At 63.4% G+C, this 16,530-nt stretch carries 16 protein-coding genes; 11 read left to right on the top strand and 5 right to left on the bottom strand.

The window, feature by feature from the left end; translation table 11 throughout:
* Nucleotides 1-83: 83 nt before the first annotated feature.
* Nucleotides 84-482 carry a hypothetical protein gene (locus ACFY5D_RS02235; protein WP_387524422.1) on the bottom strand — a complete coding sequence of 133 codons (399 nt, stop codon included), beginning with the start codon at nucleotides 480-482 and terminating at the stop codon, nucleotides 84-86.
* A 298-nt stretch (nucleotides 483-780) separates the two neighbouring features.
* Between ACFY5D_RS02235 and leuA the strand changes: the two genes are divergently transcribed.
* The 3 genes from leuA (at nucleotide 781) to ACFY5D_RS02220 (ending at nucleotide 4,166) form a co-directional block, all read left to right on the top strand.
* Nucleotides 781-2,520, top strand: coding sequence for a 2-isopropylmalate synthase (leuA, locus tag ACFY5D_RS02230; protein WP_387524419.1), 1,740 nt, complete (start codon nucleotides 781-783; stop codon nucleotides 2,518-2,520).
* A gap of 84 nt (nucleotides 2,521-2,604) precedes the next feature.
* Nucleotides 2,605-3,357 (top strand): DNA repair protein RecO, encoded by a 753-nt coding sequence (recO, locus tag ACFY5D_RS02225; protein ID WP_387524416.1) that lies wholly within the window; start codon nucleotides 2,605-2,607, stop codon nucleotides 3,355-3,357.
* Entirely contained in the window at nucleotides 3,354-4,166 is an 813-nt protein-coding gene (locus ACFY5D_RS02220; RefSeq protein WP_387524414.1) for an isoprenyl transferase, read from the top strand. The genes recO and ACFY5D_RS02220 overlap by 4 nt, the downstream gene beginning before the upstream one ends.
* A gap of 18 nt (nucleotides 4,167-4,184) precedes the next feature.
* Here the strand turns inward: ACFY5D_RS02220 and ACFY5D_RS02215 are convergent, their stop codons facing one another.
* Nucleotides 4,185-5,363: an alpha/beta hydrolase gene (locus ACFY5D_RS02215; protein ID WP_387524411.1), complete on the bottom strand. Its 1,179-nt coding sequence runs from the start codon at nucleotides 5,361-5,363 to the stop codon at nucleotides 4,185-4,187.
* Between the two features lie 60 nt (nucleotides 5,364-5,423).
* Between ACFY5D_RS02215 and ACFY5D_RS02210 the strand changes: the two genes are divergently transcribed.
* On the top strand, nucleotides 5,424-6,518 hold the full coding sequence (locus ACFY5D_RS02210; protein WP_387524409.1) for a quinone-dependent dihydroorotate dehydrogenase: 1,095 nt from the start codon (nucleotides 5,424-5,426) through the stop codon (nucleotides 6,516-6,518).
* A gap of 165 nt (nucleotides 6,519-6,683) precedes the next feature.
* On the opposite strand, the gene ACFY5D_RS02205 is transcribed toward ACFY5D_RS02210, so the two are convergent.
* On the bottom strand, nucleotides 6,684-7,265 hold the full coding sequence (locus ACFY5D_RS02205; RefSeq protein ID WP_387524406.1) for a DUF3043 domain-containing protein: 582 nt from the start codon (nucleotides 7,263-7,265) through the stop codon (nucleotides 6,684-6,686).
* A 69-nt stretch (nucleotides 7,266-7,334) separates the two neighbouring features.
* Between ACFY5D_RS02205 and ACFY5D_RS02200 the strand changes: the two genes are divergently transcribed.
* From ACFY5D_RS02200 to ACFY5D_RS02170, 7 genes are all read left to right on the top strand, one after another.
* Nucleotides 7,335-8,744, top strand: coding sequence for a dipeptidase (locus ACFY5D_RS02200; RefSeq protein ID WP_387524403.1), 1,410 nt, complete (start codon nucleotides 7,335-7,337; stop codon nucleotides 8,742-8,744).
* Between the two features lie 106 nt (nucleotides 8,745-8,850).
* Entirely contained in the window at nucleotides 8,851-9,225 is a 375-nt protein-coding gene (locus ACFY5D_RS02195; protein ID WP_387524400.1) for a HesB/IscA family protein, read from the top strand.
* A gap of 205 nt (nucleotides 9,226-9,430) precedes the next feature.
* A complete protein-coding gene (gene coxB / locus ACFY5D_RS02190) occupies nucleotides 9,431-10,306 on the top strand; it encodes a cytochrome c oxidase subunit II (protein WP_387524397.1) in 876 nt (291 codons plus the stop codon).
* 6 nt (nucleotides 10,307-10,312) lie between these two features.
* Complete coding sequence (ctaD, locus tag ACFY5D_RS02185) at nucleotides 10,313-12,031, top strand: cytochrome c oxidase subunit I (protein ID WP_387524394.1); 1,719 nt, start codon at nucleotides 10,313-10,315, stop codon at nucleotides 12,029-12,031.
* A 2-nt stretch (nucleotides 12,032-12,033) separates the two neighbouring features.
* Complete coding sequence (locus ACFY5D_RS02180; RefSeq protein WP_387524391.1) at nucleotides 12,034-12,435, top strand: cytochrome c oxidase subunit 4; 402 nt, start codon at nucleotides 12,034-12,036, stop codon at nucleotides 12,433-12,435.
* 140 nt (nucleotides 12,436-12,575) lie between these two features.
* The gene (locus tag ACFY5D_RS02175) at nucleotides 12,576-13,358 is read left to right on the top strand and encodes a GntR family transcriptional regulator (RefSeq protein ID WP_387524388.1); all 783 of its coding nucleotides are present in this window, start codon (nucleotides 12,576-12,578) and stop codon (nucleotides 13,356-13,358) included.
* A 379-nt stretch (nucleotides 13,359-13,737) separates the two neighbouring features.
* The gene (locus tag ACFY5D_RS02170; protein ID WP_387524385.1) at nucleotides 13,738-14,142 is read left to right on the top strand and encodes a hypothetical protein; all 405 of its coding nucleotides are present in this window, start codon (nucleotides 13,738-13,740) and stop codon (nucleotides 14,140-14,142) included.
* Nucleotides 14,143-14,293: 151 nt separating this feature from the next.
* Here ACFY5D_RS02170 and ACFY5D_RS02165 read toward each other — a convergent pair whose 3' ends face one another.
* Nucleotides 14,294-14,563 (bottom strand): DUF4190 domain-containing protein, encoded by a 270-nt coding sequence (locus tag ACFY5D_RS02165; protein WP_387524383.1) that lies wholly within the window; start codon nucleotides 14,561-14,563, stop codon nucleotides 14,294-14,296.
* 296 nt (nucleotides 14,564-14,859) lie between these two features.
* Nucleotides 14,860-16,530, bottom strand: coding sequence for a cytochrome bc complex cytochrome b subunit (locus ACFY5D_RS02160; RefSeq protein WP_387524380.1), 1,671 nt, complete (start codon nucleotides 16,528-16,530; stop codon nucleotides 14,860-14,862).

Genomic DNA, 16,530 nt, shown 5'->3' with positions numbered 1-16,530 from the left:
TTCACCATGCAATGCCGAACGATCCCGGGCGCGGTTGGCCCGGGATCGTTCGGCATTTCGGCCTGCCTGCCCGCGTTCGATGTCTACGGGCCGAGCCTCTTGCGGATTTCCGCTGCAATCGCTTCCGACCTGGCGGCGATCCTCGCATGGAGCTCCCGTGTCTCCGGCGGCAGGGAGCTGTCGTCGGCCAACATGCGGTCGGCTTCCACGTCCCCGAGCGCGTCGATGATGAATGCCCATGTTTCGCGGGGAAGCCGTATCTCCGGGGGAGTGCCCACGGCCGGCCGGCTCTCGGACCCCTCAAGGTCGGCGGTCCGGCCGGGCATGTCACGCAAGACGGCTTCACGGATCGCGCCGGACCATTGGACCAGCGAGGGATCCCCGAGGGAAACGGCATCCAGGTTGTCCAGGGCACCGTCGATCAGCAGCCAGTCCGGGGTTGGCAGGGAAAGCCCGAACCGTGCGGGCGATTCTTCTTTCATGGGTCGATCGTAGCGGAGCCGGTCCGGGCCGTGGAAGGCCGGTTGACGTGGTGGTGGACTTCAGCAGCGAGCCGCATGCGGAACGGGCCCCTGTCCACCATGTGAAACAATTTGTTCAACAAATCACACCGGGCGCGGGCGCGATGCTATGTTAAACAAATGCATTTCGGACTACTACTACTAAGCCGCCGCGGCGAGACCCAGACAGGACTCTAAGCGTCCTTCGGCCGACCCCTCGCTGCGGAGTCAACCACCGTCCCGGCCCCCTTTCTCACCCACTTAGAAAAGGCCCAGTGAAATGCAGAACATGCAAAAGCCCTCCGGAATGCCGATCCACAAGTACGTGCCGTTCCAGGACCAGATCAACATCTCCCTGCCGGACCGCACCTGGCCGGACAAGTACATTACCCAGGCCCCGCGCTGGTGCGCGGTAGACCTCCGTGACGGAAACCAGGCGCTGATCGACCCGATGAGCCCCGAGCGCAAGCACAAGATGTTCGACCTCCTGGTCAAGATGGGCTTCAAGGAAATCGAGGTCGGCTTCCCGTCCGCCTCGCAGACCGACTTCGACTTCGTGCGCCAGCTGATCGAACGCGGCATCCCGGACGACGTCACCATCCAGGTGCTGACCCAGGCCCGCGAACACCTGATCGAGCGCACCTACGAGGCGCTCGAGGGCGCCAAGCAGGCCATCGTGCACCTCTACAACTCCACCTCCGTGCTGCAGCGCCGCGTCGTGTTCAACCAGGACCAGGACGGCATCATGGACATCGCGCTGACCGGTGCGCGCCTGTGCAAGAAGTACGAGGAGCAGCTGGTCGGCACCAAGATCACCTACGAGTACTCCCCGGAGTCCTTCACCGGGACCGAGCTGGAGTTCGCCAAGCGCATCTCCGACGCCGTGGCCGAGGTCCTCGAAGCCAGCCCCGAGAACAAGATGATCCTGAACCTGCCGGCGACCGTCGAGATGGCCACGCCGAACGTGTACGCCGACTCGATCGAGTGGATGCACCGCAACCTGGCGAACCGCGACTCGATCGTGCTTTCCCTGCACCCGCACAACGACCGCGGCACCGGCGTCGCCGCCGCCGAGCTCGGCTACCTGGCCGGCGCGGACCGCATCGAGGGCTGCCTCTTCGGCAACGGCGAACGCACCGGCAACGTCGACCTGGTCACCCTGGGCATGAACCTGTTCGGCCAGGGCATCGACCCGCAGATCGACTTCTCCGACATGGACGAGATCCGCCGCACGGTCGAGTACTGCAACCAGCTGCCGGTCCCGGAACGCTCCCCGTACGGCGGAGACCTGGTCTTCACCGCCTTTTCCGGCTCCCACCAGGACGCCATCAAGAAGGGCTTCGAGTCCATGGAGGCCGACGCCAAGGCCGCCGGCAAGACCGTCGACGAGATCGAGTGGGCCGTGCCGTACCTGCCGGTCGACCCGAAGGACATCGGCCGCTCCTACGAGGCGGTCATCCGCGTGAACTCGCAGTCCGGCAAGGGCGGCGTCGCCTACCTGCTCAAGAGCGAGCACTCGCTGGACCTGCCGCGCCGCGCGCAGATCGAGTTCTCCGGCGTCATCCAGCGCAAGACCGACGGCGAGGGCGGGGAAATCTCCTCGTCCGCGATCTGGAACGTCTTCCAGGACGAGTACCTGCCGGTCACCGAGGGGTCCGACCACGAGCCGTGGGGCCGCTTCAAGCTGGGCTCCGCCACCGCCGACACCGCTGAGGACGGCACCTTCGAGCTGACCACCACCCTGGTCATCGACGGCACCCCGCACCGCCGTTCGGCCAGCGGAAACGGCCCGATCAACGCGCTGGTGAACATCCTCTCCGCAGAGGGCGTGGACGTCCGCGTGCTGGACTTCACCGAGCATGCACTGTCCGAGGGCGGCAACGCCGCGGCCGCGGCCTACGTCGAATGCGCCGTGGGCGAGCGCGTGCTCTGGGGCGTCGGCGTCGACACCAACACCACCATGTCCTCGCTGAAGGCAGTGATCTCCGCGGTGAACCGCGCGGTCCGCGACGCCAAGTAGAACCCCTCGGGGTGACGTAGCCGAAAGTCCGGTGCATCGGGTTGATGCACCGGACTTTCGGTTTTGTTTGAGATGATGGGTAGCGTGTCACGATCAGGTTTTGCAGCAAAGAGCTACCGCACGCGCGGGATCATCTTGCGCACCCAGAAACTGGGTGAGGCGGACCGCATCATCACGCTGCTGAGCCCCGAGCGCGGGGTGATCCGCGCCGCCGCCAAGGGCGTGCGCCGCACCAGCTCCAAGATGGGGGCGACGCTCGAGCCCTTCATGGAGGTCGACGCCCAGATCGTCGAGGGCAAGTCGCTGCACACCATCATCCAGGCGCAGCTGCGCAACCCCTACGGCCAAGCGCTGGTTGCCGACTACGCCGCCTATACCGCCGCCCACGCCATGGTGGAGACCGCCGAGCGGCTCACCGACTCGGAGGCCGAGTCCATCGCCCCGCAGTACCGGCTGCTGCACGGCGCCATCGCTGCGCTGGCCCGCGGCGGCCACGAGCCCGGCACGGTGCTCGACTCCTACCTGTTGCGGGCCTTGGCCACCGCGGGCTGGGCGCCGAGCTTCACCCACTGCGTGCGGTGCGGCGCCGTCGGCCCGCACCAGGCCATCAACGTCCCCCTCGGCGGCGTCGTTTGCCACGATTGCCGTCCCGCGGGCTCGCTTTCCCCCTCGCCGCAGACCGTCGAGTTGCTGGCGGCGCTGCTGGCGGGGGACTGGGAAACCGTGGACGCCAGCGACATCGCCTCGCGCACCCAGGCCGCCACCATCGTGACCAGTTACCTGCAGTGGCACCTCGAACGTCTAGTCAAATCCCTCAAGCTCGTGGAGAGAAGATGAGTAAACCCACCAAGATCACCGGGAACCCCGGACCCAACCACCCGGAGCCGCACCCGGCGGGTTTCACCATGCCGCAGATCCCCGCCGAGTTCGTGCCGCAGCACGTGGCGATCGTGATGGACGGCAACGGCCGCTGGGCCAACCAGCGCGGGCTGCCCCGCACCGAGGGACACCGCGCGGGGGAGGCCGCCCTGCTGGACGTGATGGCAGGCGCCATCGAGATGGGCATCAAGTACGTTTCCGTCTACGCGTTCTCCACCGAAAACTGGAAGCGCAGCCCGGAGGAGGTTCGCTTCCTCATGGGCTTCTCCCGCGACGTGCTGCGCCGCCAGCGCGACACCCTCAACGGGTGGGGCGTGAAGATCCGCTGGGCCGGCCGCGAACCGCGGCTCTGGAAGTCCGTCATCAACGAGCTCAAGGCCGCCGAGGAACACACGGCCGGCAACGAAACCTGCCAGCTGACCATGTGCGTGAACTACGGTGGCCGGGCAGAGATCGCCGACGCCGTGCAGGCCATCGCCGCCGAGGTCCAGGCCGGGCGCCTGAAGCCGTCCCAGGTCAGCGAGAAGACGGTTGCCAGGTACCTGGACGAACCGGAGCTGCCGGACGTGGACCTGTTCCTGCGCACCAGCGGGGAACAGCGCACCTCGAACTTCATGCTGTGGCAGTCGGCTTACGCGGAAATGGTGTTCATCGACGAACTCTGGCCCGACGTGAACCGCTCGACCCTCTGGTCTGCCGTGCAGGAGTACGCGAGCCGCGACCGCCGTTACGGGGGAGCCGTTGACAAGCCCGAGGCAGGGTCCTAGCCCCGCACATCCGCCGGACTATCCCGCGGTCGTTCCCTTCGGCAGGTATCCCGCGGCCCACCGGTCGATTGCCCCGTAGGCAACGGCGCGCGGGGTCGGCAGGGAGGTGAACACGTCGTGCATCGACCCGTCGATGATGACATTCGTGACCTCCGATCCCAGGCCCAGGCTGCGTTCGCGCACCACCTGCACCTCGATGACCGAGTCGGTGTGCAGCATCGATTCATCGAAACTGGTGCCGAGGTGCGTTGAACGCGAGGTCAGCACGAGGATCGGGATCTTCACGTCGAGCCCCCGGGCTACTTCCCGGTGCCCGGCCAGGATCGCTGTGATCCAGCCGGCCGTGGCCGGGAAGGAAACGGGCGGCCTCCACACGGGATGCAGGTCCCAGAATCCGTGCGACAGCCGGCTGAGCGAGCGCCAATAATGGTCGAACTCGGGCAGGTGCAGCTTGGCGCGCGGCCTGACCCGGGCGATCGGTTCGAAGACGCCTTGCGTTGCGAACCGCACCAGGTAGCTGCCCTGCGTTTCCAGCCACGGGCTGTTGAGGATCAGTGCGGAGAACGCCTCCGGGTTGCGGTTGACCCACAGGCTGGCGATCAGTCCGCCGGTGGAGTGCGCGACGCAAATGCCCGGCACTCCGGGGCCTTCCAGATCGCGGATGGCGGCAAGCGCCGCGGCGAGGTCCGCATCGTATTCCTCGAGGTTGTTGGTGAACCCGGGGTTTTGGTGGTGCGCCCTCATGCTGCGGCCGTAGCGGCGCAGGTCCAGTGCGTAGAAGGAATAACCGCGCGAGGCCCAGTACGCGGCAAGCTCCGTGTTGTAGAAGTAGTCGCTCCACCCGTGGATGGCGAGGACAAAACCGTTGGGCGTGGTTTTCGCCGCCCTCCTGTCGGTGCGGAAGCGCCTGATGTCTTCGCGCAGCGGGGTGAGCTGGGCCGCGATCCTGCGTAGCCATCCGGTCCGCACGGTCAGGTGCCGGGGGTGCTCTTGAGGCCTGTAACGAACGAGCGTGGCGCAGAGCTCGCCTTCTTCGTCGGTTCCCATGGGCAGCGTTGTATAGGAGAACCCATCGCCCAGGATGTCCGGGAGCCACTGGCCGGGAAGCGTCGTTTCGCAGTAGTCGGGCCAAGTGGCGGCGGGGTCGTAGTCCGGCGCAGTGGGGAACCTCGAGGTTTGTGAAGACGCATGCGACATGTGATGAGCATAACCGGGTTGAAGTTGTTTGGAGGGAGCGCAGAGGGAAGACTGGAGATTATGCGCATCTATCCCACGATTTTCCGTGTGCTTTTTTCGGGCATGGACCCCGAAAAGGCCCACCACTTCGCCTTTAACGCCATTCGACTCTCCGAAAAGGTCGGGCTTTCGAGCGTCGCCCGCATGATCTGCTCCCCGGACGCGTCCTTGCGCCGCACGGTCATGGGCATCGACTTCCCGTCGCCCTTCGGCCTGGCCGCGGGCTTCGACAAGGAAGGCGCCGGCATTGGCTCCCTCGCCGACCTGGGCTTCGGCCACGTGGAAGTCGGAACGATCACCGGTGCCGCCCAGCCCGGCAACGAACAGCCCCGGCTCTTCCGCCTGATTGAGGACAAGGCGGTCATCAACCGCATGGGCTTCAACAACGACGGCGCCCATGCCGTGGCCCCGCGGACCCGCGACGCCCGCATGCTGCTGAACCGCCGCTTCGGTGCACACCGCCCGGTCATCGGCATCAACATCGGCAAGACCAAGGTCGTGGAGCTCGAGGACGCCGTGGAGGACTACCTGGTCTCCACCCGCGAGCTCGCCCCGCACGCCGACTACCTGGTGGTCAACGTTTCCTCGCCGAACACCCCCGGCCTGCGCCTGCTGCAGAGCGTCGAGTCCCTGCGTCCGTTGCTCAGCGCCGTCGGCGCCGAGGCCGACCGCGTGGCTGGCCGCCACATCCCGCTGCTGGTGAAGATCGCGCCGGACCTGACCGATGAGGATATCGCGGACGTCGCAACCCTTGCGCAGGAGCTGAAGCTCGACGGCATCATCGCGACCAACACCACGATCTCGCGCGAGGGACTGTCCTCCGACGCGTTCAAGGTCGCCGAGATCGGTGCCGGCGGCCTGAGCGGCGCACCGTTGAAGGCCCGCTCGCTGGAGGTCCTGAAGGTTTTGCGCGCCAAGGTTCCTGCCAGCATGGCGATCATCTCAGTCGGCGGTGTCACCACCGGCGAGGACGTCATCGAACGCCTGCAGGCGGGCGCGGACCTGGTGCAGGGTTACACCGCGTTCCTCTACGAGGGACCGTTGTGGGCGCGCAGCATCAACAAGACGTTGGCCAAGGCAGTGGCCAAGGGTGTCAGCCTGCGCAACCAGGCATAGGCCACCATTGGCAAGGCGATGGGTCGATTGGTTTCTCCGCAGTTCGTGCGGGAAACCCAACCGACCCATTTGTCTATCCCCGTCCGTCGGGGGATGAAAAAGGCGTGTGTTGCACCGCTTCCGGTGCAACACACGCCTTGTGTGGATTGTTGAACGCTTGTGCGTTTAGCGCGGGTCTTCTCCGCGGCGTACCTGTGGCTTGGGCAGGCGCAGCTTGCGGAACTGCATGCCACGCATGACGCCGTACCAGACGACGCCGCGTTCGACGGTTCCGTAGCGGGCGACGAGACCCTTCTTCATGCCGCGGGACATGAGGAACGAGTCGATGACCACCAAGGCGACAAGGATCCACAGTGCAAAGGTGATGTACACCTGAACCTGCAGGAACTTGGACATGGTCAGCGAGATGATCAGGAAGCCGAAGACCGCGAACATCAGGTATTCGCCGATCATGAAGCGGCGGTCCACAAAGTCGCGGGCGAAGCGCTTCTGGTCGCCGCGGTCGCGCAGCGCCATGAAGCGCTCGTCGCCGGTTTCATTGGCCAGACGCATGCGGTTCTGCGCTTCGAGGCGCTGGGCGCGCTCTGCTTCACGCGCAAGCTTGCGGTCCGTGGGAACCAACGGCCGCTGGCGGCTTGCTTCCTGCGCCTTACGCTTGGGAGTCGGGGCATTTTTGCCGGTGGGCTTGATGGTCTCTTCTGTGGGCGCTTCTACGGAAGCTGCCTGATCTTTCTTGCGTCCAAACACCCATATAGTCTACCCGCGCGTGGCACGCCTGCCTCATCCAGGACACGGCACGGTTGTAGGCTTTCGAGTATGACTACCAAGAACACCGCCGTATCGACGTCATTCGGTGTGGATCGCGACGCACTGAGCGACCACATCGACAACGACTTCGGACGAATCGTTTCCGAACTAAGCAACCTTGTGGCAATCCCTGGCATCGCCTGGGAGTCGTTCGACGCCACGCAACTGGACCGCAGCGCCGATGCCGTGGCGCAACTCGTACGCGACGCGGGGATGGAACAGGTTGACATCCTGCGCGTGCCCACCGAGTCCGGCGCCATGGGCGGCCCCGCCATCGTTGCAAACCGCCCCGCCCGCGACGGCAAGCCGACGATCCTGCTGTACGCACACCACGACGTGCAGCCTCCGGGGGACGAAGCACTCTGGAACACCAAGCCCTTTGAGGCCACCGAGATCGACGGACGTCTGTTCGGCCGCGGCGCTGCCGACGACAAGGCCGGCATCATGGTCCACATCGCCGCCCTGCGCGCCGTGCTGGCCAAGGTCGAGGAATTCGGGCTCGGCGTCACGTTCTTCCTGGAGGGCGAGGAGGAAGCCGGTTCGCCGAGCTTCCGCCAATTCCTTGAGACCCACCGCGACCGCCTCGCCGCCGACGTGATCGTCGTTGCGGACTCGAGCAACTGGAAGGTCGGGGTTCCCGCGCTGACTACGTCGCTGCGCGGTATGGCCGGGGGAGTGGTTGAGGTCCGCGTTTTGGACCACGCCGTGCACTCGGGAATGTTCGGGGGACCGGTCCTCGACGCACCGACGATCGCCGCCCGCCTGATCTCCACCTTCCACGATGCCGAGGGCAACGTGGCCATCGCCGGGCTGGTCGCCCACGAGACCGCGGAGGTGGAATACCCCGAGGCAGACTTCCGCACCGATTCCTCGGTCCTGGATTCGGTGGCCCTTGCCGGTAGCGGCAAGATCTCCGACCGTCTGTGGAACAAGCCGGCGCTCTCGATCATCGGGATGGACATCCCGACCGTCGCGGTCTCCTCCAACACGCTGATCCCGTCGACGCGCTTCAAGCTGAGTCTGCGTCTAGCACCGGGGCAGGACCCGCAGGAGGCCGTTGAGGCGGTCCGGGCCCACATCATGGCCCAGGACCTCCGAGGCGCGCAGGTCAGCTTCGAATCAGACGAGGCCGGTCAGGCATTCTCCACCGACACCTCGGCGCCGGCCGCGCAGGCAAGCCTCTGGGCACTGGGCGAGGCGTGGGGCGTCCCGGCCGTGGAAACCGGCATCGGCGGCTCCATCCCGTTCATCTCCGATCTGCTCGAGGTCTTCCCGCAGGCGCAGATTCTTGTCACCGGCGTCGAGGATCCCGATTCCCGCGCCCACTCGGCCAACGAGTCGCTTCATTTGGGTGACTTCCGTCATGCAATTTTGGCCGAGGCGTTGCTCTTGGCACGCTTGAACAACCACGGGCTCTAAGTCACAGGGGGCGCCGCGACAACGTTTGCGGCGTCGACGTACCATAGAAGATGAGGGGCCACGCTTGAGGCGTTGCCCAAGTTGAGCAGTAAATGGAGGATCAAGCATGACAGCTGCACCCAACGAAACCACCGCCGATGCTACCGAGCTGCCGACCCACGAGGTCAAGCTCTCGGATGTAGCTGCAGACAAGGTCCGTTCACTGCTTGAACAGGAAGGCCGCACCGATCTTCGGTTGCGCGTCGCCGTTCAGCCAGGGGGATGCTCGGGCCTGATCTACCAGCTCTACTTCGACGAGCGTCTGCTCGAGGGCGACGCGGTCAACGAGTACGACGGCGTTGAAGTTGTCGTGGACAAGATGAGCGTCCCGTACTTGGCCGGAGCTTCGATTGACTTCGAAGACACCATCTCCAAGCAGGGCTTCACCATCGACAACCCGAGCGCCGGCGGCTCTTGCGCCTGTGGAGATTCTTTCCACTAAGTCGGAACCAAATACACCGCTCACGCGTTGAGACATCTTCACGCGTGAGCGGTGTTTTGGTCGGCATTCGAGCGCCCGAGAGGGTAAGCTCTACGATAAGTAGTAAAACTATGGTTTTCTTCGACCTCATCAGCGTTGATTCACTTGAGTCCGGCCGCTGAGCGTCGAAGACTCATTCAGCACCAACAAAGAGGAAGGGCCGTCTGTGAGTTCGCAAGACCGAACCAGCAGCCGCCGCAAAGGCAGAGCCAAAGTCTTGGCTCTTGCTGGCGCTGGCGCGTTGTTGTTGACGGGATGTTCAGCGGAAGCCCAGCGAGGTTGGCTCCCAAACGTCGAACGTGACACCACCAACCACACCAGTATGATCCAGGATCTCTGGGTCAACTCGTGGATTGCAGCGCTTGTCATCGGCATTTTAACGTGGGGCCTGATGCTTTGGTGCATCATCGCTTACCGCCGTCGCAAGGGCGATACTGGCTACCCGCGCCAGCTTAGCTACAACTTGCCAATCGAAATTTTCTACACGGCCGTGCCGTTGGTCCTGGTCTTGACGTTCTTCACGTTCTCCGACCAGACCGAAAAGACGATCAACACCAAGGTCGACTCCGAGCTCGTAGTGGACGTCCGCGCCAAGCAGTGGGCGTGGGACTACAACTACACCTACAAGGGCGTAGAGAAGTACGACGCAACCGTTCAGGCTCACCTCACCGGCAAGCCGGGCGTTGAAGAGACCCTGCCGACCCTGTACCTGCCGGTTGGAAAGAGCGTCACGCTCGAGCTGAACAGCCGTGACGTCATCCACTCGTTCTGGGTACCTGCGTTCCTGCAGAAGCTGGACATGATTCCGGGCAAGACGAACTACATCTACCTCACCCCGCAGGTCGAGGGTCAGTTTGACGGCAAGTGCGCAGAACTCTGTGGCGAATACCACTCGGAGATGCTGTTCAACGTCAAGGTAGTTTCCGAGGCCGAATTCCAGGCACAGCTGGCCACCATGAAGGATGGCCACTTGGGCAAGGAATACGATCGCCAGCCGGGCACGGTCAACCAGGCAGCCGCCCACGGCGCGGAAAAGGAGTAATCCATCGTGACTACTTACGAATACGCAACCGACGGGGCCGCTAGCCTCGCACCGCGCGTGGTTCCGGTTTCCAAGGGACGGATCTTCGTCAACTGGATCACCTCCACCGACCACAAGACCATCGGGTACATGTACCTGATCATGTCGTTCATCTTCTTCTGCATCGGCGGCGTGATGGCATTGATCATCCGCGCCGAGCTGTTCGAACCTGGCATGCAGATCCTGCAGACCAAGGAACAGTACAACCAGCTGTTTACAATGCACGGCACGATCATGCTGCTCATGTTTGCAACCCCGCTCTTCGCAGGCTTCGCAAACGTCATGATGCCGCTCCAGATCGGCGCACCGGACGTGGCCTTCCCGCGTCTGAACGCACTCGCATTCTGGTTCTTCTCCTTCGGCTCGATCATCGCGCTGTCCGGTTACCTGACCCCGCAGGGCGCAGCCTCCTTCGGCTGGTTCGCTTACGCACCGCTGTCGAACACCACCTTCAGCCCCGGCGTGGGTGGCGACCTCTGGGTCTTCGGCCTGGCACTGTCGGGCTTCGGCACCATCCTCGGCGCCGTCAACTTCATCACCACCATCATCTGCCTGCGTGCACCGGGCATGACCATGTGGCGTATGTCGATCTTCACCTGGAACACGCTGATCACCGCGATCCTGGTCCTGATGGCATTCCCGCCGCTGGCAGCCGCACTGTTCGCACTGGGTGCTGACCGACGCTTCGGCGCGCACGTCTTTGACCCGGAAGCAGGCGGGCCGGTTCTCTGGCAGCACCTGTTCTGGTTCTTCGGCCACCCCGAGGTTTACATCATCGCGCTGCCGTTCTTCGGCATCGTGTCGGAAATCTTCCCGGTCTTCAGCCGCAAGCCGATCTTCGGCTACAAGGGCCTGATCTTTGCAACCATCTCCATCGCGGCGCTGTCCGTGGCGGTTTGGGCGCACCACATGTACGTCACCGGCTCCGTCATGCTTCCGTTCTTCGGTTTCATGACCATGCTGATCGCCGTACCAACCGGTGTGAAGTTCTTCAACTGGATCGGTACCCTCTGGCGCGGATCGATCACCTTCGAAACCCCGATGCTCTGGAGCCTCGGATTCATGGTGACCTTCCTCTTCGGTGGTCTGACCGGCATCATCCTTTCGGCTCCGCCGCTGGACTTCCACGTTTCGGACACCTACTTCGTGGTTGCCCACTTCCACTACGTGGTCTTCGGCACCGTCGTGTTCGCAATGTTCGCCGGATTCTACTTCTGGTGGCCAAAGTGGACCGGCAAGATGCTCAACGAGCGCCTTGGCAAGCTCCACTTCTGGCTCCTGTTCATCGGCTTCCACGGCACCTTCCTCATCCAGCACTGGCTGGGTGTCATGGGCATGCCGCGTCGCTACGCCGACTACATGCCTGAAGATGGTTTCACCACCATGAACCAGTTCTCGACGATCTTCTCCTTCATCCTGGGCATGTCCATGATTCCGTTCTTCTGGAACGTATGGACCACCCACCGCAAGGGCAAGAAGGTTCTCGTGGATGATCCGTGGGGCTTCGGTGCGTCGCTGGAATGGGCAACTTCTTGCCCGCCGCCGCGCCACAACTTCCACTCCATCCCGCGCATTCGTTCCGAGCGACCGGCTCTTGACCTGCACCACCCGGAACTGAGCGCACGCTCGACCCCGGACAACGCAGTGGCAAAGATCTTCGGCCCGGCTGACCAGAAGGATAAGTAGAGATGAAAGTTGAGTCCTGGCTCTTCCTCGGTGGTATCTTCTTCTTCACCCCCGTAGGCATCGTTTACGGCATCATGGTCAACTGGTCGGAACCCGTAGGCTTCCTCGGTTTGTTCATGCTCTCCGGCCTGTCGATCATGATCGGCTGGTACCTGTTGCACACCGCGCGTCGTGTGGGCCCCCGCCCCGAAGACCGCGTTGACGGCGACATCCACGAGAACGCCGGCACCATCGGCCTCTTCTCCCCGTGGAGCTGGTGGCCGTTGTTCCTCGGCTTCGGTGCCGCTACCGGCTTCGCCGGCTTGGCATTGGGCTGGTGGGTCCTGTACATCGGTGCAGGTCTCGCCGTAATCGGCTTGGTCGGTTGGGTTTACGAGTACAGCCGCGGTGCCCACGCCCACTAATTCTGGTGCGTTCTAACCGCAGTTTCTGAAGAGTCGGTGTTTCCCCGTTGGGGGAAACACCGACTCTTTGCTTTTAACCCCGTCATTCATGCGCGAGAATTAATACAGGCAGTTCTTGGGCCTCAACAAATGGAGTAGACGTGAAACCCTATGCGCCACAGCCGTCGGTTCTCGGTGCCATCGATGAAGGCTCACCCGTTGGCAAGTACCGGCAGATCCGTGAAATCCTGCGCACCCATGCCAAGACGGTGTGCGAACCCGGATTCAAGCTCCCGCCCGAGCGCGAGCTTGCCGCCTCGCTTGGCGTGGCCCGGAAGACGCTACGGCAGGCCATTGACTCCTTGGTTGAAGACCAGGTCCTCAAACGTGTCGTGGGGGTGGGCACCTTTGTCGCGCACCCGAAGGTCGACCTGCAGGTCCGCCTGAACTCCTACAGTGAAGAGATGATCAGGCGCGGCATGGTCCCCGATGCCCATGTGCTGCGCTTTGACGAGGTCCCGGCCACCGGAAGCCTTTCGCGGCACATGCAAATAGACGAGGGCGCGCCGGTCATTCGCTTCAGGCGCCTGCTCCTGGCCGACGGCAAACCAATGAGCCTTGACGAGAACTTCATGCCCAGCGACCTGGTGCCCGGTTTCCTCAACGACCCGCCGCCGATTTCGCTCTACCAGTCGTTGCATGAACGCTATGGCCTCGTCCTTGAATGGGGCGAGGACCAGATCGAAAGCACGGCTGCCACCGCGGCGAACGCGGACCTGCTCCAGGTCGAGGTCGGTTTCCCCTTGCTGAAGATCACCAGGTACGCCTTTGTGGGAGACGGGCTCGTTGACTACTCGGTGTCGCTCTACCGCTCCGATCGCTACAAGCTCTTCGTGCCGCTGCAGCGCCAGGGGAGCCGCACACCTCGCTACACCACCCTGTAAGCCCAGCGTGGCCGTTAGAAGGCCGTCCAGGCGGTCGTAGGCGTAACTAGCAAACTGCTCGTGAGCCAAATGGTCCGTTATTCCCCGAATTGCGGACCACGCGGCGAACCCCCCCCCGGCAATCGATCGCTTCTTTGCGCAAGCCTTCCGCGAAATGGGGTCCTGCGCCTGACTGTGCCCTAATCGTGGGCTGTTCACCTTGTCTAGTTGTTGGATAAATACGTGGAAATGCCAGCGGCAGGATGCTATCTTGGCGCTCATGGTCGAATTTCCACGGGGCGGGGGAGGCAGCCGCCGGCCTGGCAGCCAGGCTCGACGCACAACCTGTGGTGGCTTGGCGGCAACATCGTGTTCATGATGGGGGAACGGAGCGCAGACCATGCTTCAGGACAGTTCTTCCGTCCGACGTCGGGGATGGCTAGGTGCCATCCTCTGGGCGCTCCTGGTCGTGGCATCCATTGTCCTGATGGCCATTGGCTTGTGGGTGTCAACATTCCTCGGGTACCTCCCCGTGCCGGGCCTTGAGGAGGACGCTCGCGTCGGCAGTCTTTACCTGCTGGGCGGATCGGCTGCCTCACTGGTCGCAGCCACGTGGTCGTTCCTGCGCGGTCATCCACCCTGGGTTACCGCGTGCGTGGCGGCGCCTGCTGTCCTGGTCGGAGGGATTGCCTTGGTGGCGCCGTACAGCTTGCTCCGGCATCTCGTGGCCGCTGTCGCCCTGCCGGGTGCGATGGCGGGAATGATCGGCGGACTGCTGGACCGAGGCTACCGCAGAACCAAGTAGCGGAAGGCTGGAGCTCGGGGCGCCTCGGGCTCCAGCTTTCCGTGCCCGAATTGGAATCGTCGCGGAGTCCGGGATTCTGAAAGAATGGGGCCTCCCGCCAGCGTTCACGGAAACGGGGTATGGGCTGTGAAGCCGGGGCGTTCCTGCGGTGTCAGCCGCTTGCGGACAAGATAGCAGTGATGAAGTAAACGCCGATCGCCGTGGACGAGTAGCCGATCACCAGCGCGGCGATGGCCAACCAGCGGCCGCCTTCACGAGTGGTCTTGATCTGGTGCAGGGCGATGTGCCCCAAGACGACGCCGGTCATGCCGACAATGAACGATGAGACAAATGCGGCGATGGCAAGGGCGTTGGTCTTGGCAGGTGGGGAATCGTTGCCCTGATGCGGCGGTGGTGGCGCCGGATGCAGGGGAATACTCATGGGCGATGCCTTCCGTGTCCGCAGGTCTGGACACCGCATATGCTGAGCGGCAATCAAAGAGTACCAAGGCCAGGGTTCCTTGTATCTAGATGCCCTTGAAGAACGCTGAATCCCACGCATAAGCCGATCTGCCGAACAACGTGATCGCCGTGCCCGGGGGAGTGGGTGTGGCCGTCCCTGGGGAAACGGCAAAGTCCGCTCTGGCATGAATCATGCCAGAGCGGACTTTCGGGTTAAGCGGCTGTGGGGCCCGTCCGAAGACGGGCCCCACAGCTTGGGCTAGTTCCTGGTGGAACTTAGTGACCGATGGAATCCTGTTCGGATCCTTCGATCTCTGCATGTCCATGTGCAGCCTTGGCGGCTGCCAACTCGGACGGAGTCACCGGAGCAACGCGATCCTCGAAGAAGAACTTGGACAGTGCGCCACGGCGCTTCTCCTTGGCGGAGATGTGGCCTGCTGCGTCCGGCTGGGCCGGAATAACCTTGCGGTCCTCGAAGACGGCCAGGTGGTACTGCTGGTACACATCAAGGTCTTCGTGCTTCTCCGAGAAGCCGCCTTCCGGCGACATCTCGATGATGCCCGCTTCGCGGCCGTGCAGGACGATCTCGCGGTCCTTGCGTTGCAGCGACAGTGCGATGCGGCGGGCAAGGATGAAGCCGAGGATCGGACCAACGATGAACAGCGTACGCAACCAGTACGTCACGTCGTTCAACGCCACATGGAAGTGCGTAGCGATCAAGTCGGAGGAGGCCGCAGCCCACATCACGCTGTAGGAGACGACGCCTGCAACACCGACGGCCGTACGGAACGGTGCGTTGCGCGGGCGATCCAACAGGTGGTGTTCGCGGTTGTCCTTGGTGAGCCAGCGTTCGATCCATGGCCAGGTGAACATCAAGGTGAAGATGATGCCGGCCGGAACCAGTGCCGGAAGCAGCACGTTGAGCACCAGGGTGTTGGTGGCCCAAGGGAACGGGATGTTGAACTCGAAGGAGAAGTTGCCAAGCACACCGGGCATCAGGCGCAGCGCGCCGTCAACCCAACCGATGTACCAGTCAGGCTGGGTACCGGCGGAAACCGGCGACGGGTCGTACGGTCCGTAGTTCCAGATCGGGTTGATCGTGAAGAAGCCCGAGATGAAGGCAACGATTCCGAAGACAATGAAGAAGAAGCCGCCGGCCTTTGCTGCGTAAACCGGACCAACCGGGAAGCCTACGACGTTGTCGTTGGTGCGGCCCGGGCCGGGGTACTGCGTGTGCTTGTGCACGACAACCATGAAGAGGTGCAGGCCGACCATCAGAAGGATGATGGCAGGCACGATCATGATGTGCAGCGAGTAAAGGCGCGGGATGACGGCCGTACCCGGGAATTCCCCACCGAAGAGGAAGAACGAGATGTACGTGCCGACAACCGGGATCGACTTCATGACGCCGTCGATGATGCGCAGGCCGTTGCCGGAGAGCAGGTCATCGGGGAGCGAGTAGCCGGTGAAGCCTGCAGCCATCGCCAGGATGAGCAGCACGCCGCCGACAACCCAGTTCAGTTCGCGGGGCTTGCGGAATGCGCCGGTGAAGAACACGCGGAGCATGTGGACCGACACGGCAGCAACGAAGAGCAGTGCGGACCAGTGGTGGACCTGACGCATGAACAGACCGCCGCGGATGTCGAAGGAGATATCCAGCGACGAGGAGTATGCGGCAGACATGCCGATGCCCTTGAGCGGGTTGTACGAACCGTCGTAGATGACGTGGGTCATCGACGGGTCGAAGAAGAACGTCAGGAACGTTCCCGAGATCAGCAGCAGTACGAAGGTGTACAGCGCCACCTCGCCAAACATGAAGGACCAGTGGTCGGGGAAGATCTTGCGACCGAATTCCTTGACCATGGCCGAGCCGCCGGTGCGCTCGTCAACAAAGTTGGCGATGCGACCCGTTGCGGTCTTCGGGGTGTACTCAGTAGTGGTGCTCAT

Origin of the sequence: Paeniglutamicibacter sp. NPDC012692 (assembly GCF_042901625.1) — a bacterium.
Taxonomy (GTDB): Bacteria; Actinomycetota; Actinomycetes; order Actinomycetales; family Micrococcaceae; genus Paeniglutamicibacter.
The sequence above is the reverse complement of the archived record's forward strand: the minus strand, read 5'-3'. Positions and strand labels throughout refer to the sequence as shown.